We start from the raw sequence: 24,540 nt of genomic DNA, 5'->3' as shown, positions 1-24,540 counted from the left end.
TCCGTCGCCCACCCCTGGTCCGGAGCGGATGTCGTTGTAAGTCGACCCGTTCCTGCCTGGCCCGCGGGGGCGGGCCAGTAACAGCCGTCCCCTTGTACCGGTTCAGCGTTGATCCTGCCAAGGCAGGTTGGCCGAGAAGGCGGCAAGATTGGCGCGCCCGTCCCCCTCGTATGGTTCCATCACGGCACCTTCGGCCCATTCGTTCCAGGCGTTCACAAAGAGGAACGGTGTCATCGTCGCCCCTGTGGCCCGCTTGGCGACGGTGGCGTGGGCGGCATTGCGCACCCATTTTCCGAAGCGCTCTGGCGTGGCCCCCACGAGGATATGCGCTTTCTGCGCCCGTCGCGAGGCGTTGTCCCAGTCCGGACAGACCCCAGGCTGGAGCCGCGGAACCATGTCCAGCGCCTCGAGCGAGTGCTGCGCGACCGAGCTGTAACTCTCGAAGAAATCCTCACGCGAAGGATCGAAGATGCGCGGTCCCTTCTCACCGCGCAGCAGGTCGCGGTCGCGCTTGCGCGGCGTCCGATGCGGCGGAAATTGGGCGACGAAATCGACCAACCCTGCCCACTCTTCACGGAACTCCGGATTGTAGGTGGTGCCAAGGCAGATCTCTATCCCCAGCCGTGCCCGCATGCCCTCACGAAAGCGATTCAGCGTGTTCTCGAGGTCAGGCAGCTTGTTGAGCTGGTAGATCATGAACACCGGCTTTCCGTCGACGCGGATGTAGCGGGTGTCCGAGCAGACCCGGACCAGGTCATCTAGGATCAGCGAGATCGTCCGGTCGGAATAATCCTGCTTGAGGTTCACGTCGTCCGAGCGCCCGTCCCATGCCCGGGTCCAGTCCTCGTTGGCCCAGCAGTAGAAAAAGCGCAACGGTACGGTGCCATTGGCCAGCAGCACGTCGGTCGGCTCTTCCATCAGGCGCTTGTCGCCGAAACGGTAGTAGTAACACGCCATGCCGTGCAGCCCGTGCAGTTCTGCCAGCTCGCCCTGCGCGCGCAGCGTATCTGGTGTGCGCAAGTCGTAGTAGCCAAGATCACCCGGCAGGCGCGGCTGATGATGCTCGGGGAACCGCGGGCGTGCCCGCACCACGTTGCGCCACTCGCTGAAGCCTGCGCCCCAAAGTGTATCGTTGGTCTCGAACGGGTGAAACTGCGGCAGGTAGAACGCCACTGGCGAGACTTGCGGCGACACAGTGCGGTAGCGCCGCAGCAGCCGGTCAAGGAAGACCTTTGCCGAATCTGGCTGGTCTGCGGTCTCGCCTCCGGGGGCCAGCATCAGCGCCGAGAACACCAACCGTGGGCGCAGCTTGCCGAGCGCATCATCGGAAAGCTCGGCAGAGAGCACTTGCATCGCCACATCGCGGCGCAGCAGCATTGGCCGCGCCCCGGGCGTCGCAAGGGTGTCGGTGGGCGCATTCCAGGCCTCGGCGGCCTTGCGGCATTGCGTGGCCAGCCGATCCGACCAGAGCCCATCGGCTTCATCCATGCCCGCCAGCACCAGTGGCGCGACCGCAGGCACCGCGGCATCGGCCGAAAGCGCCATGGATAGCGGGTCGATCCAGCCCGGAGTGGGGAGGATCCCCGGCGCCAGAAGTGCAACATGATCGCCGCGTAGCGCGGCGGCGGGCGCCGCCTCGCGCAGATCACGCGGGTTGCGTGCCAAGTGTCTGTCGATCACCGCCTCGAGAGGCGCGGGCAATGCCTCTTGCGGTACCACGATCAGTCGACAGCGCGCATCGGCGAGACTTTCAAGCCGCTGCAACGTGCGGGCCAGAGCATCGGGGCTGTCACTTGTGGCCACCGGCAGCACCACATCGATACAGCTGCTCAGCGCCTGGCGCTGACGTGCCGTCGGACGCACGCCGCCCTCGTACATCAGTTCGGAGATGCGCGGCATCACATCCGCATAGGGATGCACCGCCGCCGAGGCGCCAAAGATCCGCAACCGCGGATCGGCGGACAGGTCACACCCGTTGGCGTAAAGCCGTGTCACCCGCACTCCACTCTCGTCACACGCCAGATCGAAGGCCAAATCTTGCCCCGCCGGCAGCGGCGCCAGCGTCGCGGCGCGGGCCTGCCAGCACTCAAGCAGCGCCCGCATGTCCGGGCGGCGCAGGTCCATGACGATCAGATCGAGATCCGATACCGGCTGTTGCTTTGACACCGTCTGTGCCCCCAACGCCATCTCGAGATCCGCCGTGGGATGGCGGGACGCCAGCCGGGAAATCTCGGCCTGCAAGCTCTCGCGGTCCGGCAGCTGGAAGACACCGCAGACGCCTTTGTCTCGCATCATGTCAAAGACATGGCTGGTCAAGTCCTCGACCACTGATACCCGGGGGGCGACCCAGATCGCGATGTCGGTGTCCTTGGCCAGCGCCGCTGCCGCGGCGGCGATCCATCCACCCCCTGCCACATCGGGCATCTTGCACATCTGCCACTGTCCGCAGCGCGCGCCCTCCTGCAGCGGTGCGTCGGTATAGAACAGGTAGCGCGCATCCGAGAACAGGTGCTCGTAGGGCAACGGCTCAGCGCCGGGACCGCCGCTGATCACGGCCGTGCGCAGGGATGCCGGAGCACTGTCCTGCGGCAGGCTCGGGGCCTGCTCGGTGCGCAACGCCGCCAACCGGGCCGAGACATAGGGCTCGTCGCCAAGCACCATCGAGCCCATGCTGAAGGGCCGCGCCGCACGGATCTGGCGGAAGCTGTAGCCGAACTGGCGACACAGCAGCGCAAAGCTGCGCTCGATGGCGTGGGCGAGGGTGCCATCGACCTGCCCGGCCTCGGCACCGAAGTCCTCGAAGCGGAAACTGCCCGCCAACAGCGGGCGCAGCAACGCGCCGCGGATGGCAAAGAACGACCCCGCCGGGAAGGGCGTCAGGTCGGTTTCATACAGCCGCGCCCCGGCACGGGCCATAAGCTCGCGGCAGGTGGCGAAATTCGCCCCCCACTTGATCTGCTTACGCACGCTGGGATGGTAGGTCGGGAAAACCAGGCCTAGGTCGGGACGGTCTTCGAACATCTCGAGCATCGCGGCGGCATGGCCGCGCGACCCCAGAAGGTGGTGTCCCATTTGCACCGACCAGTCGCGCTTTCCCGGGGTGTGGCTGCTCTTCTTCGAGTGCATGTGCAGCACGAGATCATAGGGCGCCAGCCGCATGCCGAAGCCCGCGATCATCGGCGCAATGTCGCGCCCGACGTTGGGAAAGCTCACTGCGGTGATGCGGCGCACGTTCTCGAGCCTGGAAAAGACGCGTTCGGCCGTGATCACTTCGGAAGTGTGTGGCACGCTGACGAACAGGTCGAAAGGCACCGGGATGGCATCTAGCCAACGGCGAAAATCCAACGCCATCTCGACATGGAAGAGGTGCAGATGCACCGCCACCGTGCCAGCGAACCGGCAGTCCCAGCCGGGCACCACCGGCTGCAGGATCTCGGCCGGACCGACATGGCTGGAATTGAACCGGCCAGGTTCCTCGAAGGCGGGCTCCGGACATGGCAAAAAATCCGGATTTTCCGACCCGTCGATGCGGCGATCGAAGGCCGGGTTGCGCAGCGAGCGCTCGCGCAGCGCCTTCAGCAGCGGGTTGCCGGCGTCATGATCCGGCGTGTGCCGCGTGAAGTGCGGTCCCGGTGCATAGCCCAGCCGCCAGCCATCGTTGCAGTAATGCTCCGCCGGATCGCGGCCTGACAATGCCACCTCGGGGTAGGTCTGCCGGTACCAGTCGGCATCGAACAGGAAGGATTTGTCCAGAAGGGCGATATCGCTGGCAGACGCAACATCCGGCTGATCGGGCGCATCATCGAAGAAAGTGTCCGTCACGGTCATACCTGTGTCTCGAAGGATTGCGCCGCAGGCAGCAGCATCTGAATGCGGGGATCCGGGGTGCCCAAGGTGTGATGGGCGCTCCAGACCAGCTCAAAGGCCGCCCTGCGGCGTCGCAGCAACTCATCCGGGGTGCCCAGCAGCGTCAGCAGCGCGATAACGAGGCCAGCGGCGCTCTGCCCGCTCACCGCCAGCTCGCGGATGCCCGCCTGCTGCATCAGCCCTTCGGCAGAACTTCCAAGCACCGCTGGCACGAGGCCGAGCGCCATCACCTGCAGCAGCCGCGCCGCACCATCCGCCCGGGTAACGAAGCCGCAATCTGCCTCGACATTGTCGATGAGCCAGCGCGCTCGGCGTCCGTAGCTGTGGCAGCCTTCGGGCCAGGGGGTGGCGGTGATCCAGGGCAGGCTGGGCAGATCGTCGGGCGCGAGCCCCACCACCTGCAACTGTAGCCCATCCGGCTGGTGCCTTGCCAGCCGCTCGACCAAGGTCCTGAGTTCCGCCGCATCCTTTCCCGGATCGACGATGGCCAGAAGTCGCAGGCTTCCGCGCGGACCGGCCTCGATCAGACGCGGGTTTCGGTAGCGCCGCCAGATCCGTGGATCGAGCCGCTCGGGCGCTGTCTCGCCCTGCGACCAGCTGGCCGCAACGGCGGCATCGCCGCTCCAGACCCGTTCCAGGCGCGTCGTCAGCGGCGCCCAGCCACTGGAGCCCTGCGCCTGCGGCGTGTCGAGAAAAACCGGAAGCCCCTCTTTCAGGCGCGCCTCGATGGCGGCCAGAAGCGCCGCATCCGGGGCGTCACCCGCCTCGCAGACAATGATTGCAGACAGGTCACCCTGGGCGCAATCCTCGGCACTCTCGATCTCGATCAGCTGCAGTTCAGTCGCCACTGCATCGACGGTCAGCGGCGCCAGGATACGCTCGAATGTCCGGGTCATGGCCGGGCTTTCCGGCGCGCTCCAAGGCGCAAGCACCCCCACCCTCGGGCGCCGCGGCCAGTGTACCCGCGGCTCTGCGTTTCGGTCCGGGGTCTCGGCCTCGAGCTCGTCGGCCAGAACGGCTTTCGGCACAAGTGTGGACCGGATCCAATTCACCAGACTGGTGGCACGGCGGTCGAAACTGTGCGCGTCCTGCACCGCAGCCGCCAGTTCCTGTCGTTGCTCCCGCGAGCGGGACATCGCGCCCTGCTCCACCGCCGCGCGCAGCGTCTCGCTGCTGTCCACCGAGATCACCGCGTCGCCGAACAACGCTTCGATCGATGGCAGCCGGTCACTGATCAACTGCCCGCCCGCGGCCAGGACGTCGAAAACACGGTTCGATACGAAACCGAAATCGCGCATCGAATGCCAATGGTCGTTGAGCACGAAAGCCGCCTTGCCGTACCAGCCGGCAAGCTCTGTATTCGGGGCGTTTTCGGCCAGAACGTTGTCTGCGGGCAGGTAGGTTTCCCAGTCGTTGCCGATGACATCGAGCGGAAGGTCAGCCTCGACCGCCCACTTGACGATCTGGCGGTACTCACGCCGGGAATTGCCAATGAAAATGCCGCGCTCGGGGTCGCCGCCGCCTTCGCTGTCGGGTTCGGGCGGAGTGAAACGAATGCGGTCGGTACATTGCCACAGGGTTCCCACCTCGCGCCCGAGCAGCGGGCCGAGCAGTTCCGCATAGGAGCGCGAGGCAACGAAGATGCCTTGGTAGCCGTCGTATTCCTCGGGCGTAACGGTGTCGGGGTGGCTGATGCCCCAAAAGATGTTGAGCTGAGACGGGCGCGGTCGGTACGCCTCAAGCCCGCGCAGCACGATGGCCACATCGTCGGCGCTGACCGGGTGGTCATACCATCCGCCGCGAAAATCGATGCGCACCTGATGGCCCTGCCGGCGCAGCGCCTCGGCCAGCGATTCCGCATAATGGTAATCCCCCCAAGCGTTGCGGTCGGCCCAGGGGGCGAACATCTTGATGGCGATGTTGTACTTCAGGTCAACCACGGCGTCGTGCAGATCGCAGTTGCGCGCGTTGCGATCATATACCAGCTTGCGAGAGACGATAGGCTGCGACGTGGTGATCCGGCCCATATCTGCGCCGTCCTCGTAATAAACGCAGCCAATGAAGGGGGCATAAAAAACCGGCTCACCGCGGGTGTAGCGCAGGATCAGATCCCAGTCGACCATACGCTTCAGGCCGCTGTCGAAGATGCCGTGGGTGTCGATGAAATCGCGGTGGTGACAGAACACATTCATATCGACGTAGTTCAGCGCAAGGCAGGCTTCCCAGTTGTAAGGTTCGCCGCGATACCCAATGAGGAACTCACGCGGAGATTGCAGCCGGGTGCCCCCGTAGCCGCAGCGCGCGCCGCTGTGCTGCATCGCCTGCATCATCAGCCAGATGAAATCCGGGGTCCAGGTGTTGTCGGAATCGAGGTAAAAGATCACCTCGCCTTTCGCCTCCATGAGCCCCGCGTTGCGCGCCCCGCTAACGCCCGAACGGCTGCCCTGCAACAATCGCAGCCGCGGATCGTCATAGCTGCGGATGACCTCGGCGGTGCTGTCGGTGCTCCCGTCGTCGATCACCAGCAGCTCGAAATTGCGCCAAGACTGTTTCAGCACCGACTCGATGGCAGCGCCGATCTGACGCTCGCGATTGTAGGCGGGCATGATCACCGAGACCAGCACGTCGGGGGTCTCTCCTGCCAACATCTCGGCGGCGGCAACGAAGCGCTCTGCGTTCGCGATGTCGAAATGCTGGTACATGCGCACAGGTTCACCGCTGATCTGGGTGGTCAGCATCCTGCGCAGATAGTCGCGGGCGCGCTCGGGGTCCGCGAAGGGGGCGGTCCTTGCCGGGCGCTGCGAAGCGGCCAGCGCAGGGTCGCTGGCCGCGCAGTCCAAAATCGCCGGCAGGATGTTGCGCCCCTCGAGACGGCCCCATTTATCGTAATGCACCAGCGGGTTGATGCCCACCTTGCGAATGTCAGGGTGCTTCTGCAGGTAGAAGCGCGTCGAAAATCCGGGGCCGGGGTTCAGCAGATCCGCCACGCCCTGCATCACGTAATGGGCCGCAGGACCGAAGGCATGGTTCGCGGCCTCGGGATACTGCTCAAGGTACCAACTGGCATCGAACAGGCGGCAGGCTCGCACAGTCTCGATGTCCTTGATCTGCTCCGGGGTCGGCCCGACAGTCAGCCCGTCGCTAGCAACGCTGTGTGGTGCCGCCTGTTGCCGCGCCAGCGCGACCAGTGGGCAGAGCCCTTGCTTGCGCAGATCGGGATGATCCTGCAGGTAGCTGGCGGTACTGAAATCTGGGCCCGGATCGCGTCCGATGCGCCAACCCACCCGCATGTAATGCTCGGCCGCGGGCAGCCCGGTCAGAGCAACATCCGGGTAGCGCCCTGCATACCAGTCCGCATCGAAAAACGGGCTGTTCGAGACAAGGTCGATAAGCTCAGGTCCGTTATTCGACATGGAAACCTCTTCGAGTGGCCGCTGCTCACGGGCGGCGCGCCGATCATTTTCTGTTTCAGGGCCCAAGAGACGTCAACTCCCAGGGCGCAGATGTTCCACCACCCAGCGCAGCGGGCCGGTCAGTCGCCATGAGGTCGAACGCAGAAGCGCAGAGCGATGCGTCTCGATCTCTTGCATTTGTGTCCGCAGCTGTTCCAGCTCTTGCTGAAGCGCCTCGGCACCCTGCTCGCCGTCGCGCGCGCGCCGATCCAGTGTCTCAAGCAGATCCTTGAGCTGCCCGGCGAGCGCCGGGACGGTTTCGGACTGCGGCTTTGGCGCGCCGGGGTGTAGCATGGACCACGCCGTAACCAGTTCCTCTCGGGTAGAGCGCAGCGCGGCGTTGCGCTCGGCGAGGCGGCCGCGCAGAGACTCGGATTCAGTCTCCGCCTTGGTCGCCCGGTCCGCCTCAGTGGCGGCGGTGGCGGTGGCGGCATCTCGCGCCCGGATCATCTCTTCGGTCTCGGTCTGCTGCGCGACCAGCACCTTGCCCAGTTCGGCCAGCTCGCGATCCTGCACCATGCTGCGCCCAGTCGCTTCATCGCGCTCCCGCCGCGTTGTCTCCAGTTTGCAGCTCAGCTCTGCCCCTTCAGCCCGCAGGATCTCGTGCGCGGCCCGCGCCGCGCCCAGTTCGCGCTCTTTGACGGAAAGCGCCTCGCCTTGTTCCAGAAGCTGGCGGGCAAGCACAGCCAGTTCTGCGTCGCGTCGCTCGTTGTCGGTCTTCAGCCGCGTCTGCTCCAACAGCGTCTCGGCCAGCCGCCCCTCGAGGGCCTCGACAACCGCCGCATCCGGCGCGGCCTCTAGCTCGGCCTGAGTGTCGTCGAGCTCGGCCTGGCGTTGCGCCAGCGTGCTGGTGAGATCATGCACCAAAGCCTCGAGCCGAGCGCTGTCTTGGCGGGCGCTTTCGAGCTGACTTTCCAAGTCAGCCCGCTCATCGCGTGCGCGCTCACGCATGTCTTCAAGCTCGGTGTTGCGGGTGTCGAGCTGCGCGCGCAGCTCGACCAATGTCTTGCGCAGCGCAGCCTGCTCCTGCTCGGCCGCCATGGTCTTGGCGTCTACTTGGGCGGCGATGGCCCCTAGCCGCCCACGGGCACGCGCCTCCTCGAGTTCTCGGCGCAGCGCAGCCTGCTCACGGGCGGCGCTTTCTGCTCTCCCCAGAATGCTGCCGAACAGTGATGTCGCCGCATCGAACCCGGCACGGATATCATCGAGCCGCGGATGATCGGCGCTGTCCTCGCCTGCCTCGGACCAGCGCTGAAGGATGTTCAGAGTCTCGCGCACCCAACCGTGCGGCTGCGCAAGCTGATCGCTCGACACCGCCTGCAACGGCTCGCGCTCAGCAAGCGCGTCGAGATCGACCCAGCGACGCGGCAGGCCGCGGCTATCGCACTCGACATCAAGCACGTGGCGCAACCAGAGCAATCGCACTTTCAGGGCATCGATGTCAGACGCTTCCGTCAGCGGCTGCGCGGCTTGCAAAGGGGCCGCAATGGCAAGCGTACAGTGCAGCTGCAGGCCGGCCATGGCGGCGGCCTCGGTCCAGAATGGCAGGGTCCGGCAAAGCCGCGCATCGTCGAGCAGACGCGGACAGGCTTTGCCAGCCATCGCCTCGGCGGCTCTCGGCAGCAGCGCCTGCACCTCCGGGGTGGCGAAACAGCCATACTCGAGCGGAGACAGATCGTGCCAGACAGCTTGCAGCACCGCGAGCAACTGCTCGGAAATATCGCGGAGGGCTGTGCCGGGCTCCCCCTCTGGAGGCAGCCCGAAGGCGCTCAGGTCCGTAATGTCAGAATTTTGCGGAAAGAGCACGAGGAAGGCGCGCTGTTCAGAACCGTCTTCAATCTCAGGCTGCTCGTTCATTTTGAACCGTGTCTTGGTACTCGTGAGCATCTTCGGGCATCCGAAGACTGAAACAATGGATGCCCGAAGGGCATGCCGTACAATCATGTTATCCAACTCTGGCAGCGGGCTTTGAATGTCAACCGCAAACCCCCCGGATCAGGCCAGGCAACCCCTGTCTGCGCTCCCTTTCGAGTGACTTTTAGCCAGACAATTCCCTTTCAGGGGACGGCCCGCCCGGATGCCCTCCGCGCCCTTGCTCAGGCCGTGCCGCGATACCGTGCGAGGCTCAGGCTGCCGGAGGCGTCTCTCAACTCGATCAATTTTCCCGAGGCAACCAAGAGCTCGGGCGCAAGATCGAGGGCCCGCGGCTCTGGCCCCAGCCACAGCTGCCGAGACATCCGCCCTCCGATCACCAGCACCGCCGGCCCCGGCATGGCAGCCCGGGCATGGAGCCTGCCCTGCGACAAAATCAGCTCCGCCCCCGCCGGAGAGGCTGGCAGCAACAGCTCCTGACCGCCGAGGTGCAGCATCGGCACCGCTTCCATATCGCCGAGATCCGCCTCCCAGGACTCGGAAGGCAGCGTACCGACGTCGCTCCCGACCACCAGCAGCGGCGACAGCGTGGGATTGCCCGCCGGGCCTGACAAGAGCACAGGCCGGGTCATCAGCACCACCGGGGGTCCCTCGGCGCTGCCGCGTCGCCCCCAGTAGCGCAGCGACAGATGCAGCACCCGGTCCGCGCCGATCTGAGGAATCACGAGTTGCACCCCCTGAAAGTCGCCGTCCGCCCGCGTGCCCTCGAAGCCAGAAGCGATCTTGACGGTATGGGTCTCGCCGCGATCGCGGTCCTCGAGATCGGACCAGCGCATGACGAGATCGGCGTCGGCGCGATGCGCAGCGAGCCCAAGGCAGAGCCGCTGCCGGCCATCTCTGCGCGGGATCACGGTGTCGACCAGGGGCAGTGTGCTGCCTGCATCCTCGGGGGCAAAAACCATGGTCAGCGTCTCGACACCGGGACAGCCCCAGTCGCCTTGCGCGGGTGAGACACCCGGCCCAGTCTGGGGCACTGGGCAAAGCGGCAGCACCCGGCAGGTGGGGGGCGGACCGTCCCGGCGCTGCATCGGCAGCGTCTGCCCGCCCAACGACAGCACGGGCGGTGGGTTGCCGGCCCTCTGTGCAAGGCTCAATCGCCCACCCGCAAGGCACAGCGTGTGCAGCGTTGCGCGCAACGGTTCCAGCCCGACCCCCACTTCGGCGCGGGATATCGAAGACAGGAAATCCATCCGCTCCTGCGCCGCCATGCGCCAGCGCAACCGGCGTTCGTCGGCAAAGTAGCGGGCGCGCTCGGCCTCGGGCAACTGGCAGAGGAATGTCCACATCTGCGCCCCCGCCGCCTCGTCGCCGTAACCCCGCGATGGCGGGTGGGTGATGCGAGTCCGAAGGTCACGCAGTACGCTCAACCCGAGCCTGCGGGCGATGGCGATAGCCGCCCAGTCAATGCCCCAGCCAAGGTTGTTGCACTCGAAATCCAGCCCTGCCAACGGCGCGCGCAACACCGGCGCAAGCGCCAGAACGATGGCATCGGTCTGCAGCACCTCGATCAGGTCCGGCCCTGGGCTGCGCCCCGTGGCAACACGGTTGTTGGGATAGGGCGTACCGTCGATGGTCGGGGACCACAGCCCCACGTCCGGGCCCATCGCCTCCGCGCAGCGGCACAGCAGCCCCGGCCAGTCGTCGCAATCCGCATCGGCTTGCACCAGAAGCATTGTCTGCCCTGGCAGGACCTGTTCCAGCAACGCCCTAAACTTCGGCCCGAACCAGGCGCTGTCGGGCAACTGCACCCAATGGCCAGGTCCATCCTCGGGAGAACCGTCTACGTTAGAATAAACCGTGCTCACTGCGCCCGCAAACGGTAGAAAAGCCGCTGCGATGGCGCGGGCAGCATCGTGATGCCCCGGCCAGGATACGATGCAGACATGGATCCCGGAGACCGCGCGGCTCATGGCCATCCTTTCGAAAACTGCCACCCGCGGCTCAGAAGATTTTCAGATCGCGCAGGTCCAACACGAAGTCGCGCTTGGGCAGCGGCATGACCAGTGTGTGATAAACTGTCTCGCCACAGGCCGGATCCCATTCGCGCATCCAGTGCAGCAGCGGGAACAGCCCGCGCCCTGGTCCGAGACTGAGCTCGCCGCGCAGCGGCGTATCGCGGTACCCCGCAGAATCCGAAGAGCGCAGAAAGGGGAAAATGTTGATTGCGTGCCCGTCGGCTGCGGTCTCTGGTCCGGTCTCGGCCAACAGCCCAAGCAACTCTCCGGGGCCAAAACCGCAGGAGCCAAGCCCGATGTTAAAGGTCAGCCAGCCGGGATCTCCGCGCACCGTCTGGCGTAGGCGCAGCAGCCCGCCCGGTGCCCTGTCGAGTGCGATCGAGACCTCCCCTGCCCCCATATCCCAGCTGAAATAGACATCCGGCACCAGCTGCTCGCCCGGGCTTGCTCGGTCTGGCAGAGGTGTCAGCCTCAACTGGGTCAATCGCTCTAGAATAGAGGCGATGCCGGACTGCTCCATGCTCTTCTCCGTCGACTCCCGGCCTGCTCGGTCAGAAGCGCCTTATCTGCGGGCGTAGATGTCCTCGTAGCGGATGATGTCGTCTTCGCCAAGATAGCTGCCGGTCTGCACTTCGATCAGCACCATCGGCACCTTGCCGGGGTTTTCCATCCGGTGCACCGCGCCCAGCGGGATGTAGACCGACTGGTTTTCCGTCACCAGCTTCACCTCGTCATCGATGGTCACCCTGGCGGTGCCCTCGACCACGATCCAGTGTTCCGAGCGGTGGTGGTGCGATTGCAGCGACAGCGCCGCGCCGGGGGTCACGTGGATGCATTTCACCTGAAAGCGCCCGCCGATCACAAGGCTTTCGTACCAGCCCCAAGGGCGGTAATCGCGCGGCAACTGCACCGCCTGGCTTGCGCCCTTGGCCTTGAGCGCGGTGACCGCATCCTTGACCTTTTGCGCCTGAGACTTGTGGGCCACCAGCACCGCGTCGGGCATGGCGACGGCGACGATATCGTCAAGACCGATGCCCACCAGTTCCAGCGAGGGCACTTCGGAGCGCAGCAGCGTATCGGTGCAATCGATGGCGGTGGCGTGCTCGGAACACACGTTGCCCGCATCGTCGGGGCCGCTTTCCATCCACACCGCGTCCCAGCCGCCCAGATCCGACCAGTCGCCCGCATAGGGCATCACCGCCAGATTGGTGGATTTCTCCATGATGGCGTAGTCGATCGAGATGTCGTCGGCCTCGGCCCAGGGGCCCGGCGCAAGGCGGGTAAAGCCCAGATCCTCCTGCGCCTCGTCCAGCGCCTTTTCGACGGCAGTGACCAATGCCGGCGCATGGGCGCGGTAGGCATCGACAGCGGTTTGCGCGGTGAACAGGAAGATCCCGGCGTTCCACAGGAAATTGCCCGCCGCCAGCATGTCGGCGGCGCGCGCCTCATCGGGCTTTTCGACAAAGCGCGCAAGGGTTTGCGGCGCGCTCGCCTTGGGGTCGGCCCCGGCGGCCATTTCAAGGTAGCCATAGCCGGTTTCGGGGCGGTTGGGCGCGATGCCGAAGGTCACCAGATCGCCCGCCTGCGCGCGCGGCACGGCGGCCTGAACGGCGCTGCGAAAACCGCTCGCGTCGGGAATGACGTGATCCGAGGGCGCCACCAGCATCAGCGCCTTGGGGTCCTTGCGCGACAGCCACAGCGCCGCAGCAAGGATGGCGGGGGCGGTGTTGCGCCCTTCGGGTTCGATCAGAATACCCGAGGGGGCCTGTTCGATCTGCGCCAGCTGCTCGGTGACGATAAAGCGGAAAGGCTCTCCGGTCAGCACCATGGGCGCGGCAAAGCCATCCGCCGACAGGCGCCGGGCCGAGGCCTGAAACAGGCTGTCATCGCCCATCAGCTTGGCGAACTGCTTGGGATAGGATTTGCGCGAAAGCGGCCACAGCCGTGTGCCGGATCCGCCGCAAAGGAGGATGGGGTGGATCGTCATCGCTTGCTGCCTCACTGTCTGAATATTTCTGAAAAGTAACTCCTGCGGGGATCAGCCGCGAACGGTCTCGGTCTCGCAGAACCAGCGATAGGTTTCCGCAACCCCGTCTTCCAGCCCGACCCGCGCCTTCCAGCCCATGTCCGCAAGGCGGCTGACATCCATCAGCTTCTTCATGGTGCCGTCGGGCTTGCTGGGGTCGTTGGAGATCTTGCCGGTATAGCCGGTCACCTTCGCCACCAGCTTTGCCAGATCGAGGATGGAGATGTCGCTGCCGGTGCCGACGTTGATATGGCTCAGCATCGGCTCGGTGTTGGCCTCGTAGGTCGCCTTGTCGAGATCAAGCACAAACAGCGAGGCCTCGGCCATGTCATCCACATGCAGGAATTCACGCATCGGCTTGCCCGAGCCCCAGATCACCACTTCTGGCGTTCCCGCCTGCGCCGCCTCGTGGAAACGGCGGATCAGCGCGGGCAGCACGTGGCTGTTCTCCGGGTGGAAATTGTCGCCGGGACCATAGAGATTGGTCGGCATCACCGAGCGGTAATCGACGCCGTACTGGCGGTTGTAGCTTTCGCAGATCTTGATGCCCGCGATCTTGGCAACGGCATAGGGTTCGTTGGTGGGCTCGAGCGTGCCGGTCAGCAGCGCGTCTTCGCTCATCGGCTGGGGCACCGCCTTGGGATAGATGCACGAGCTGCCCAGTTGCAGCAGGCGCTTGACGCCCGCATCGAACGCCTGATGGATGACGTTGCATTCGATCATCAGGTTTTCATAGATGAATTCCGCCGGGTAGGTGTTGTTGGCATGAATGCCCCCCACCTTGGCCGCAGCAAGGATCACCACGTCGGGCTTTTCGGCCTGCATGAAATCACGCACCGCCGCCTGGCTGGTCAGGTCAAGCTCGGCATGGGTGCGGGTCAGCAAGGTAATGTCCTCGCCGGCGGCGCGACGTGCCTCCAGCCGGCGCAGGATCGCCCCGCCCACCATGCCGCGATGGCCCGCAACGTAGATCCTCGTCATCGTGAAATGCTCCGGTTTTTGATGGGCCCGCCTTGACGGTAGAACCCTTGGTCTTGGCTCACCTAGACACGTCTCCAGCGCAGCCCTGCAACCTTTTCCGGTGCGCTGCGCTGGGAATATGCACGTCCATCCAACCTTCGCGCCTAGCCTTCCAGCGCGATCGGCAACTCGTAACCGTGTTCCTTGAGCAGCGCATGGCGCTGCGCGGTGCGCAGATCCGAGGCAACCATCTCGGCGCACATTTCCTGCGCGGTGATCTCGGGCACCCAGCCCAGCTTTTCCTTGGCCTTGGTCGGATCGCCCAGCAGCGTGTCGACCTCGGCGGGACGGAAGTAACGCGGATCGATCTTCATGATCACATCGCCGGTCTTGACCCCCGGAGAGATCGCGTTGTCGACCGATTTGACGGTCGCGATCTCGTCGACGCCGGTACCGGTGAATTCCAGCTCGATGCCCAGCTCTGCGGCGGTCCAGGTGATGAATTCACGCACGGAATACTGCACGCCGGTGCCAATGACGAAATCCACCGCCTCGTCCTGCTGCAGCATCATCCACTGCATGCGCACGTAATCCTTGGCATGGCCCCAGTCGCGCAGGCTATCGATGTTGCCCATATACAGGCACTGCTCCAGCCCCTGAGAGATGTTCGACAGCCCGCGGGTGATCTTGCGGGTCACGAAGGTCTCGCCGCGGCGCGGGGACTCGTGATTGAACAGGATGCCGTTGCAGGCATACATGCCATAGCTCTCGCGGTAGTTCACCGTGATCCAGTAGGCGTACATCTTGGCCACAGCATAGGGCGAGCGCGGGTAGAAGGGGGTGGTTTCCTTCTGCGGCGTCTCCTGCACGAGGCCGAACAGCTCGGATGTCGAGGCCTGATAGAAGCGGGTCTTCTTTTCAAGGCCAAGGAAGCGGATCGCCTCGAGCAGGCGCAGCGTGCCGATGCCGTCGACGTCGGCGGTATATTCCGGGCTTTCGAACGACACGGCGACATGGGACTGGGCGCCGAGGTTGTAGACCTCGTCGGGCTCGACCTCGCGCATGATGCGGGTGAGGTTCGAGCTGTCGGTCAGATCGCCGTAATGCAGCTTGAAATTCTGGTCCGAGACATGCGGATCCTGATAGATGTGATCCACCCGGCCGGTGTTGAACAGCGAGGCGCGGCGCTTGATGCCGTGGACCTCGTACCCTTTGGCAAGCAGGAATTCCGCGAGATACGAGCCATCCTGACCTGTTACCCCGGTGATCAGTGCCTTTTTAGTCATGCGTAGCAGCCTGCTGAAAATGGGCCGCTATGGCCCTTGTTTCGGAAAAGCATTTGCCGACGATATGTACCGGAAATTCCGGCCAAAGCCCGCGCGTCTTGTTAAGGAAGCGCTAACAAATGCGCTTGCGGCTCACAAGGCGGAACAAGGTGAAAAATTGATCCCTTTGCCTTGCCTCTCCGGCCTGCCGAAAAATACAGCGCCATCAACCCTTCAGCACGCTGCCCAGTTTTTCGAGGTGGATCGCCAGCAGCTCGTCGGCGCGCGAGGAGCTGGCCGCTTCGGTGTAGCAGCGAAATTCCGGCGCGTTGCCCGAGGGGCGCAGATGCACCACATCGCCGCCGTCAAAGCTGACGCGCAGCCCGTCGGTCAGGTCGATGCCGGTTTCTGGACCGACGCCCTCGAAGAACACCGCCCGTGCACCCGCATCGGTGCCCAGCTCGTTGAGCAGCCGCCCCGAGGCTTCGGGGGCAATGCCGGTCAGCCGATCGGCGGCGGTGAAGCGCGGCGGCAGCGCTACGGCCAGATCCGCCAGCGGCACGCCCCCTGCCCTGGCCGCGGCCAGCGGCGCGAGGATCGGCAACAGGCAATCGCGGGTCATCAGCGGCGCCAGCGGCCCGGCGGGCGCATCGGCGGTAAAGCCCAGCAGAAAGCCGCCATTGGCCTCGTAGCCGACAACCTTGGCCGACGGGTCGGCGGCCAGCGCCTCTTCCATGGCGGCGATGACGAAGGGCGAGCCGATGCGGGTGCTGTCGACGCGCGCGAACTCCTCCATCTGCGCCACCAGCGTATTCGAGGACACCGGCGTGCAGATCACCTTGGCCCCCAGCGCGCGGGCGGTGAGCGGGCCCAGCACATCGCCCGGCACGATGGCGCCCTGCGCATCGGCCACCATTGGACGGTCGGCATCGCCATCGGTGGAGATCAGCGCATCAAGATGATTGTCCGCGCACCAGCCCGCCAGCCCGGCGCGGGTTTGCGGATCGACCGCCTCGGTGTCGACGGGGATGAAGATGTCGGAGCGGGCCAGCGACACGGGCGTGGCGCCAAGCGCCGCGACCACCCGCACCATGATGTCGCGCGCCACCGAGCTGTGCTGGTAGACGCCAATGCGCATCCCCGCCAACGCCGCCGGGCCGAAGGCATCAGCGTAGCGCGCAACATAGGCATCCGAAGCGGCGCTGCCCGCGTCGATGCGCGCGCCTGCGCCGCTGCCCGCCGAAGCCGACAGGCCCGTCTTGATGCCCTCTTCGTCGGCCTTCGAGATCTCGCCCATGGGGGTGTAGAATTTCAGCCCGTTGCGATCTGCCGGAATGTGGCTGCCGGTGATCATCACCGCGCCCTGCCCCGCCTGCAACGAGGCCAGCGCCAGCGCCGGGGTCGGCAGCGCGCCATGCACCACCGCATCCAGCCCGGCCGCCTGCACCGCCGCGATGACGCTATCGGCAATCTCGGGCGAGGAGGGTCGCAGATCCCAGCCCACATGCACCGCCCCGCCCGAGGGGCAGGCGGCCAGAAAGGCGCTTGTGTAGTCGCGCACGAGGTCGGGTGTCAGCTCGGTGACGAGGCCGCGCAGACCGCTGGTGCCGAATTTGGGAGCCATGTGAGATATCCTTGCAGCGAAATTACTTGAGAATGGCGCGCACGGCGGGGCTATCGAGCCACGGCACCGAGATTGCCGGATCGAAGATTATCTCGCGCCCTTCGGAGACAAGCGCAAGATAACGGCGATATTCCTCGGCATTGTTGAAATGCTGGCCGCGGGCGACCTCGTCCAATGCCTTTTGCCGGAAATGCGCACTGTATTTGAAATGCGCCAGCAGCATCTTTTGCGGCGCGGGGCGAATGCCGGCGGCGTAATGCAGCCCGTCCGACAGCCGCATCCACGGGCGATATTTCAAAACCGCGTATTTCTGCGCCACGAACAGATCGGGGCGGCTGCCCGCCAGCAGGCGGTGGCGCAGCGCCGAGGTCACAGTGGACGCATCGGAATAGGGCCCCCGGCTGAGCGTGCCCGACAGGAAGGGCTCGCGGTCGACATATCCCGCCTCGGCGAACAGATCGCCCGAGGCGAAACTTGCCGCCTCCAGCGGGCCCTTGGGGTACATGTCGAGCATGCCGGTCCAGATGGCGTCGGCCTCGGCGTATTCGGGGCGGTTCAGCACCTTGGCGATGCCGCCGCGCTGCCATTTGGGGAACACCAGCATCTCGTCGATGTCGGCCACCACCGACCAGCGCCCGACCCGCAGCTGCGACAGGATCGCCAGCTGCCAGGCCACGCCGTAATGGGAATTGCGGTAATCGGTGTCGGCCGAGAACACCGCCACGTCGGGCTGCTCCAGCAGATATTCCAGCGAGCCGTCATCCGAGCAATTGTCGATGAGCAAGAACCCCTCGACCCCCAGCTTGCGATAATGGGCGAGGAAATGCGGCAGCATGACCATCTCGTTGCGCAGGCAGGCGACCACCGCCACCGGGGCGGCATTGGCCTTGGCCAGCTGCGCCTCGTCCGAGATCAGTTCCAGCGCGCCCGACTGATAGCCCAGCCTGACCGGCGCAAAGCTCGGCCAGATCTTTTTCGGGAACAGTCCCGGCGCGGCCAGACGGGCCTTGGCATCTGCCATCTGCTCATGGGTATCGAGATGCACCTGAACCACACCGCTCGAGGGGCCCGGGTGAAAACTGTTGAGCCATTTCGCGACGGGAACGCCGCCCGATTGGCTGCGGCGGCGGATCGACACGAGGTAATCCTCGTCCTGCACGGTGAGCCCCTGCAGAGCGAGCAAATCGCCGACGATCTTGTCCTCCATGAAAGAGACATTGATCAGCCGCCGCCCTTCGGGCGTTCCGGCGGCATAGAGCAAGGTCTTCATCGCGTGGCGCGACAGACAGTAGCCGCTGCCGCCATCGGCGTATTCCGACGGCTCGGGCGAGCGGTCGAGCTCAAAGCGGCCACGCTCTGAGCGAGCCTTGGTGCAATGCCAGGAGCGGTCGGTCTGGCCGAGCTCGCGGCGCAGCTTGCGACCGTAGTAATGGTGCTTGCGGTAGGACTGGTTGTAAAAGAAGGACTCGACGTCGAGGAAACAGTCGTCGTCGATCTTCAGCATGTGGCTGAACTCGGTGTGGTCATGCACCCAGCGCACCGCGGCGAGGGTCTTTTGCGGCAGGCTTTCGTAATCATCCGGGGCGGTCAGGTGGATGGTGTCGCCCCGATGCGCGCCATCGCCATCGCCCACAGCGATCAGATAGGGGATGCCCATGGTGCCCAGCGTGTTCAGCCAGGCCTCGCGCATCGCCGGGATGCGGGTGTCGAGGTTGGGCTTGCAGGACATCACCACCACGACCGTGTCGAACAGCGGGCTGACCCAGCTCCAGTCCGCGATCCGGGCAGGCGGCGGCATCTCGACGCCGGGTCGGTAATTCGGGAACAGCGCCAGCGCCGCAGCGGCAAACCCGCTAGGATTGCCGCGCGCCGCCGGGCTCAGCGCCATCAGCGCCGCATGGATCGCCGGGCGGGTGTACAGATCGCTGCGCTGCTCTTCGGGCAGCTCGCCGCGCACCGCGTTCAGCCTTGCCAGAACCCGCGTCGCCAGCGCCTCATGCCCGCCGCGCTGCAGACCGTTCAGCAACATCAGCATCATGCCGATGCCAAGGAAGCCCGAGCGCGCCGCCGCCAGCGCCGTCATGCCGTCAAGCAAGGCCCCCAGCTGCGGGTCGACATCCCGGCCCGCGCCAAGATCGGACAGAAGTTGCACGGTGTCGCGGCTGATCTGCCGCTGCAGATCAAGCTGCGCGCCCTTCGCCATGTCGCCATAGCGCGCGCGGATGGCGCGGCGCGTCAGCGGGACCAGCGCAGCGGTATCCTCTGCACTCAGCTTGCCGCCGGGAAAGGCCTGCACCCGGATCGCAGCGGCCTCGCCGCGTGCACCCTCTGCGCTGAGCTGCGCCGCCAGAGCGCTCCCGGTCACGGGGCTGGCCTGACCTGCGGGGCCGCAAAGCTCGATCTTCCAGCGCGGCAGATCGGGGGTGTCGAAACGTTCGAAAAACGCGAGATCCTCGGGCGCAGGATTTTTTCCCGCAATGGCCGCCTCGCGCAGCCGGGAAAAGGCAGCGGCAGCCGCCTCAAGCAGCGGGCTGTCGGGCGTGCCCAGAACCTGCCAGAACATTGGCGACAGGCCGTAGGCGCGCAGGGCGAACGTCTCGATTTCGGGGCCCATCGCGTCGGGCAGTCGCGCGCGCGCCCGCACCAGCCGCGCGGCGGCATCGGTCAGCGCGGCGCAGGGGGTACGATCCCAGTAATGCCCTGCCCGCGCCAGGACCAGCTGCATGAATCCCTGCAGCACCTCTTCGGCCGCCCTGTCGCGGTCGGGGCGGTGCGGGCGGCGCAGCAGCTCACGCACCACGAAGGCGATGGCCGGGGTGGCCAGCCAGCCGCCCCGCGGCGTGGCCAGCCGGTCCAGCAGGCGGCGCAGCTCGCCCAGCCGGCCCTCGAGGCACAGGAACGGCAGGATCACCGAGTTGTACCAGGGCCCGTCTCCTGGCTGAAACCGATGGAGGTCTTCCGAGGCCGCATGGGCATAAAGCGCGCCGAAGGCATCGGCGGCGCAAAAGGCATCGCTCACCGACAGGTACAGCTCGCGCCGTTGCGGCGGGGTCAGCCCGTAGCGGTCGAGCACCTTGGACAGATGGGCCATCAGGTCGGGCGCGGCATCGCCCGCCACGGCCGCGGCGAATTCCGCCTGAGCCCGGCGCAGCGGCAGTTTCTCGGGATCTTCGGCAAGCGCCACGGCAGGCGCGGGCGCCGGTTGCGCCCCCCCAAGCCAATCGGTCAGCCCATGGCGCGCCGCCTTCTCGAAGAGCTGTCCGCGCGCCTCGTCGGACAGCGCTTCGACAAGCCCGGCAAAGCGCACGTGTTCAATGGCCAGCAGGGTCTGTTCCAGAGGGGCCTTGTCGTTCCCGAGAATTGTCGTGACATGTTCCAGCACGCCCTCGCGGGTCAGGTCCAGCTCGTTGCCGCAAGGCGCACCGTTGTTCCAGATCCGGATGCGCAGCGGCGCGCCGGGTTCCACCCCTTGCCAGACCCGGCCCGGCAAGGCCGCCGCAACGCCGATCATCGGGCGCCGCACGTTGTGACGCTTTGCCAGTTCCGGACGCGCCTGACGTTCCGAGCGCAGCGGATGGCCGGTGCCCTCGACCCGAATTTCCGGGCGCTGCACCAGCAGCACCGGATCGGCCCCCCAGCCCCTGAGTTGCAGGGGCGCGATGAATTGCAAACTTCCCGACGTCTGCCGCCTGGCGTTGCCCTCGCCCTCGATCCAGAAACTTTCCTCGATCAATCCGCCGGTGAACTGCATCACGGAAATCAGCTCGGTGCCGGGGTAGCGCTCGCCATCCGTGATGATCGCGGTGCCGTTCAGATCGACCTGCACGCCCGCGTCGCTGAAGCGGATGATGACACGGTCACCGTGTTTTGCCAGCGACACCTCGGTCGCGGCCTCACCTTGCCATTTGCCACCCCGGCGCGCGTTGGTCACCGCAAGCTGCTTGTTCTCCCGCAGGGAAAGATGAAACAGGATATCTCCGCCCGGCGCTTCGAGAAACGAGATATTGGCGAAATCATCGGTTTCGAAGTTCACCGTGTAGTGAAAGGCTCCGTTCCCGTCTGCCCGGAATTTCTGCATCTCTTTCGTCCTGACGTCTGTTCTTGCCGGGGGCGCCCCCCTCTTGCGAGGTTGTTTGAAGAGTTTTCCCGCAGAGCGCAATCACACCCGGCCGGGTTGCCCCCCTTTAAGGCTGGATCCCCAGCAACGCGCGCAGTCTTTGCCCGACATAGGGATCGACATCGACAGCGCTTTCGGGATGGGCGGCGCCGAAGGCGGCGGCGGCCTCGGCTTCCCAGGTGGCGGCGCCCTCGCCCAGATCGGCAAAGTTCAGCTTTTCCCAGATCGCCCGTACCAGCAGCCGCCCCGCCACGGGCCCGGGCAGGCCCTGCGCCATATCCGCCACCGCGCGCGCCAGCGCCGTGGGCGGCGTCGGCTCAAGCCAGAACGCCCGGGTCGCAGGTCGCGACGCCAGCTTGGGTGGCAGCCCCGGCAGGTAGAGGATGCGCTCCGCCTGCCCGCCCGCGCGCAGCAGGAAATCCCAGGACGACAGCGGCGCGGGGGCAAACCGCAGGCCGCGCGCTTGCACAAAGGCCCGGTCCCAGATCTTGGCCGAGGGGTGGGCATGGATATAGACCGTGTCGCCGGGCTGCGGCGCAAAGCCTTCAGGATCGTCCAGCCGCCCCTCGAGCGGGCGGCGGTCGTGCAGCCCGCTGTGGGGCGCATCGGGGGCCATGACAAAGCGCGCAAAGCCCATGTCGGCCCCGGCCTTGCGCAGCCGCGCCTGCCAGATCGCCAGCGCCCGCGGCGGCAACGCATCCCCGGCATCGAGAAACACCAGCGCGCCGCCGGTCGCAGCCTTTAGTCCGGCGTTGCGCGCCCCCGCCGTGCGGGCGTGCATGTCGGCGCCCCCGGGGCCGACGACCAGCCGCGTCCCCGGACAAAGTGCCGCCAGATCCAGCCCGCCAAGCGCCTGCCCCGCGGCGGGGCTGTCGGCGACCACGAGGATTTCGGCCTCGATCAGGCTGCGGGCGGCGAGCGCATCGAGGCTCTGGCGCAGGGCGTCCGCATCGCCGTTGGACGGGATCACCACGCTGACCGGCACCCGCCCTTCCAGCAGATCCAGCCACCAGCCGGGCACGCCCAACCGGTCGTCGGGCGGCAGGCCGGTGGCGGCCTGCGCGGCGCGGGCGGCGTTTACGAACCGCGCCCGGCGGGGGTGGTCGGTGATCGCCTCGGCCCGCTCGAAGGTCAGGCGGGTGGTCAGCTGCGCCATAGCCTCGGGGCCGCCCGTCTTTTGTGGCCCGGAGGTGATGGTGCGCAGGATGTCCAGCACGGCGAATTGTTCGAACACCCGCTCCGACCCGTCGCGGGTGATCTGGCCGGGGCGGCCCTGACGGCAGCGATAGAGCGGCGCATGCAGATGCACGAGGCGGTCGGTGCGCGCGGCGCAGCGCTGAAAGAACGCGTGGTCCTCGTAGTTCAGCCCCTCGTCAAAGCGGAGGCCCTCGATCAGCGACCGCCGGTAGAGCTTGTTCCAGGCCGAGGGGAAATGGCAGACCACATCGCGCCAGTCGTCCAGCCGGTAGGTCTGCGGCAGCGGCAGCTCCGGCTGCTGCTCCAGCAGGCGCGGCGCGTCGTGGCGGGCGGAATGGCGCATCTCGTGATCGGGGCCATGAAAGAGAATGCCGCAGGCGACCCAGTCGGCGCCGCTGTCGCGCAGCGCCTGTTCCAGCCGTTCGAGATACTCGGGCGCCAGCATGTCGTCGCTGTCGACAAAGGCGATCAGCTCGCCGCGCGCCGCATCCAGCCCGGTGTTGCGCGCCGCCGACAGCCCGCCATTGGCGCGCGAGATCAGGCGAAAGCGCGGATCGCCCGCCGCCGCAGCCGCGGCCAGATCGCCGCTGCCGTCGGTACTGCCATCATCGACGGCGATCAGCTCGAAATCGCCAAAGCTCTGATCGAGGATCGAGCGGACACACGCGCCGACATACTCGGCGACATTATAGATCGGCAGGATGACGGAGATCATTCGCGCGCCCTTGTGTCGAGCCAGGCCAGGAAGGCGCGATCCGGCGAGGACAGCTGCGGCTGTCCGGTCGATTGCCACCACGCCTGCCATTGCGCCACCAGCGCATAGACATCGGCCCCCGGCAGGCGGGCACGGGCGGCGTCGAGCGCATCGGGGCTCAGCAGCGGGCCGGTGCCCGGCTCGATCACTGCGGCGGCGCGGCTGAACAGCACCAGATCGCCGCCCAGTTCGGACAGGGTGTAATCGGGCAGGGTCGCGCCCGCGATCATCCGGCGCACGGCAGCGCGGAACACCCGCAGCGGCGCGGTGCTGCCCGACTTCTTGTGCAGCACCGCCATGCTGACCTGCCACTCGGGCTGGCGGCCGCAATGCTTGCGGGCGATTTCATAGACCCGCCGTTCCAGCGGTTTGCGCAGCTGAAAATAATCGCGCGACAGGGTCAGAACCGATTTGGCCAGCACCGAGCGGAACAGCCACTCCGACAGCGTCACCACCACGCTGATCATCCGTCCCGAGCCCGACCGGCGCACGATGCGCCAACTTTCGATCAGGCCGAACCCCTCGGTGGTCTCGATGCCGCCCGAGGCAAGGTTGGTGGTGATGCGCGTGCCGGCCAGACGCTCGAAGGCGTCGCGCAGCCGGGCGTAGCTGTCGCCCCCGGTGTCGCGGTTGGTCGCCACCAGAAAATCATGCGCGCGCAGCCGCACCGTGCGCGTCACCTCGCGCCCGGCATTGATCGCCGCCATCAGCTGCGAGACGCAATAGATCAGGATGTCCTTGTCGTGGATCGTCGCCCGCCCCAGCACCGAGGGCGTCACCTTGATCGACACGCCGTTGTGCTCGTAATCGAGAATGCGCCGGTCGGGCTTGGTCGACAGCGAGAACACCGGGTGTTCCATCGTGCCAAGATCGTCCTTGGGGCTGGCATCGAAGATGTCGCACAAGAAGAAGTCGGCCACCGGATGCCGATCGGCCGCGACCCTCGGGAGCGCCCCGCCGTCTGAAGATATTGCCATGACCGGACCTGCTCGATTGCCGGGGAATTTGCCTGCACTGCCCCCGTTTTTCGTATCGGGGTTTCAGTGACACTCACCTTATCCACAGGAGGCCATGGCGTCCAGCAACCATCGGGGGGTCAGAGTCGCCTGTTCGGCGGATCAGAGTCGCCCTATCGTCGGATCAGAATCACAAGCTGGTTGAGAGGATCGATCAAGCTCATGAAAGATTATGAAAAATCCGGGCAGGTCAGTTTCCATAACGGACTATATAACAGAAAATAACAGCATCTCTGGCAACCAGGGCGATAAGCAGAGCGCAATATGCATTGAAAATCCTCTGACATCCGAAAAATCCTGTCATGTACGCAAAATAGTGGTATCGTCATGAAAAATGCGCACATCCTTGGGTAACCCTGCGTTGAAGCGCTTTCT

The 24,540-nt window shown here is 65.8% G+C and carries 12 protein-coding genes; all 12 read right to left on the bottom strand.

The window, feature by feature from the left end:
- Nucleotides 1-102: 102 nt before the first annotated feature.
- The 12 genes from Q4543_RS15195 to Q4543_RS15140 all read right to left on the bottom strand — a co-directional run bounded on the left by Q4543_RS15195 (nt 103) and on the right by Q4543_RS15140 (nt 24,126).
- Nucleotides 103-3,828 carry a glycoside hydrolase family 99-like domain-containing protein gene (locus Q4543_RS15195; RefSeq protein ID WP_303439450.1) on the bottom strand — a complete coding sequence of 1,242 codons (3,726 nt, stop codon included), beginning with the start codon at nt 3,826-3,828 and terminating at the stop codon, nt 103-105.
- Complete coding sequence (locus Q4543_RS15190; protein ID WP_303439448.1) at nt 3,825-7,280, bottom strand: glycosyltransferase; 3,456 nt, start codon at nt 7,278-7,280, stop codon at nt 3,825-3,827. The genes Q4543_RS15195 and Q4543_RS15190 overlap by 4 nt, the downstream gene beginning before the upstream one ends.
- 72 nt (nt 7,281-7,352) lie before the next feature.
- Entirely contained in the window at nt 7,353-9,272 is a 1,920-nt protein-coding gene (locus Q4543_RS15185; protein ID WP_303439447.1) for a hypothetical protein, read from the bottom strand.
- A gap of 143 nt (nt 9,273-9,415) precedes the next feature.
- The gene (locus Q4543_RS15180) at nt 9,416-10,924 is read right to left on the bottom strand and encodes a hypothetical protein (protein ID WP_303439446.1); all 1,509 of its coding nucleotides are present in this window, start codon (nt 10,922-10,924) and stop codon (nt 9,416-9,418) included.
- Nucleotides 10,925-11,192: 268 nt separating this feature from the next.
- Complete coding sequence (locus tag Q4543_RS15175) at nt 11,193-11,726, bottom strand: hypothetical protein (RefSeq protein ID WP_303439445.1); 534 nt, start codon at nt 11,724-11,726, stop codon at nt 11,193-11,195.
- A gap of 42 nt (nt 11,727-11,768) precedes the next feature.
- Complete coding sequence (locus tag Q4543_RS15170) at nt 11,769-13,193, bottom strand: mannose-1-phosphate guanylyltransferase/mannose-6-phosphate isomerase (protein WP_303439444.1); 1,425 nt, start codon at nt 13,191-13,193, stop codon at nt 11,769-11,771.
- Between the two features lie 51 nt (nt 13,194-13,244).
- Nucleotides 13,245-14,213, bottom strand: a complete 969-nt coding sequence (locus tag Q4543_RS15165; RefSeq protein WP_303439443.1) for a GDP-L-fucose synthase — start codon at nt 14,211-14,213, stop codon at nt 13,245-13,247.
- 143 nt (nt 14,214-14,356) lie between these two features.
- Complete coding sequence (gene gmd, locus Q4543_RS15160) at nt 14,357-15,478, bottom strand: GDP-mannose 4,6-dehydratase (protein ID WP_303439441.1); 1,122 nt, start codon at nt 15,476-15,478, stop codon at nt 14,357-14,359.
- Nucleotides 15,479-15,683: 205 nt separating this feature from the next.
- Complete coding sequence (locus Q4543_RS15155; protein ID WP_303439440.1) at nt 15,684-17,081, bottom strand: phosphomannomutase; 1,398 nt, start codon at nt 17,079-17,081, stop codon at nt 15,684-15,686.
- A 22-nt stretch (nt 17,082-17,103) separates the two neighbouring features.
- Nucleotides 17,104-21,159 carry a glycosyltransferase family 2 protein gene (locus Q4543_RS15150; RefSeq protein WP_303439437.1) on the bottom strand — a complete coding sequence of 1,352 codons (4,056 nt, stop codon included), beginning with the start codon at nt 21,157-21,159 and terminating at the stop codon, nt 17,104-17,106.
- A gap of 106 nt (nt 21,160-21,265) precedes the next feature.
- The gene (locus Q4543_RS15145; RefSeq protein WP_303439435.1) at nt 21,266-23,110 is read right to left on the bottom strand and encodes a glycosyltransferase; all 1,845 of its coding nucleotides are present in this window, start codon (nt 23,108-23,110) and stop codon (nt 21,266-21,268) included.
- Nucleotides 23,107-24,126 (bottom strand): replication initiator protein A, encoded by a 1,020-nt coding sequence (locus Q4543_RS15140; protein ID WP_303439433.1) that lies wholly within the window; start codon nt 24,124-24,126, stop codon nt 23,107-23,109. Before Q4543_RS15140 ends, Q4543_RS15145 begins: the two co-directional genes overlap by 4 nt.
- Between the last annotated feature and the right edge of the window lie 414 nt (nt 24,127-24,540).

It is taken from the genome of Salipiger sp. 1_MG-2023, assembly GCF_030547555.1.
Lineage (GTDB): Bacteria > Pseudomonadota > Alphaproteobacteria > Rhodobacterales > Rhodobacteraceae > Salipiger.
This window is presented reverse-complemented; position numbering and strand designations above follow the sequence as displayed.

Coding starts and splice junctions, on each gene's coding strand:
- Q4543_RS15195 (WP_303439450.1), bottom strand. CDS start 3,828: ATGACCGTGACGGACACTTTCTTCGATGATGCGCCCGATCAGCCGGAT.
- Q4543_RS15190 (WP_303439448.1), bottom strand. CDS start 7,280: ATGTCGAATAACGGACCTGAGCTTATCGACCTTGTCTCGAACAGCCCG.
- Q4543_RS15180 (WP_303439446.1), bottom strand. CDS start 10,924: ATGCTTCTGGTGCAAGCCGATGCGGATTGCGACGACTGGCCGGGGCTG.
- Q4543_RS15175 (WP_303439445.1), bottom strand. CDS start 11,726: ATGGAGCAGTCCGGCATCGCCTCTATTCTAGAGCGATTGACCCAGTTG.
- Q4543_RS15170 (WP_303439444.1), bottom strand. CDS start 13,193: ATGACGATCCACCCCATCCTCCTTTGCGGCGGATCCGGCACACGGCTG.
- Q4543_RS15165 (WP_303439443.1), bottom strand. CDS start 14,213: ATGACGAGGATCTACGTTGCGGGCCATCGCGGCATGGTGGGCGGGGCG.
- gmd (WP_303439441.1), bottom strand. CDS start 15,478: ATGACTAAAAAGGCACTGATCACCGGGGTAACAGGTCAGGATGGCTCG.
- Q4543_RS15155 (WP_303439440.1), bottom strand. CDS start 17,081: ATGGCTCCCAAATTCGGCACCAGCGGTCTGCGCGGCCTCGTCACCGAG.
- Q4543_RS15150 (WP_303439437.1), bottom strand. CDS start 21,159: ATGCAGAAATTCCGGGCAGACGGGAACGGAGCCTTTCACTACACGGTG.
- Q4543_RS15145 (WP_303439435.1), bottom strand. CDS start 23,110: ATGATCTCCGTCATCCTGCCGATCTATAATGTCGCCGAGTATGTCGGC.
- Q4543_RS15140 (WP_303439433.1), bottom strand. CDS start 24,126: ATGGCAATATCTTCAGACGGCGGGGCGCTCCCGAGGGTCGCGGCCGAT.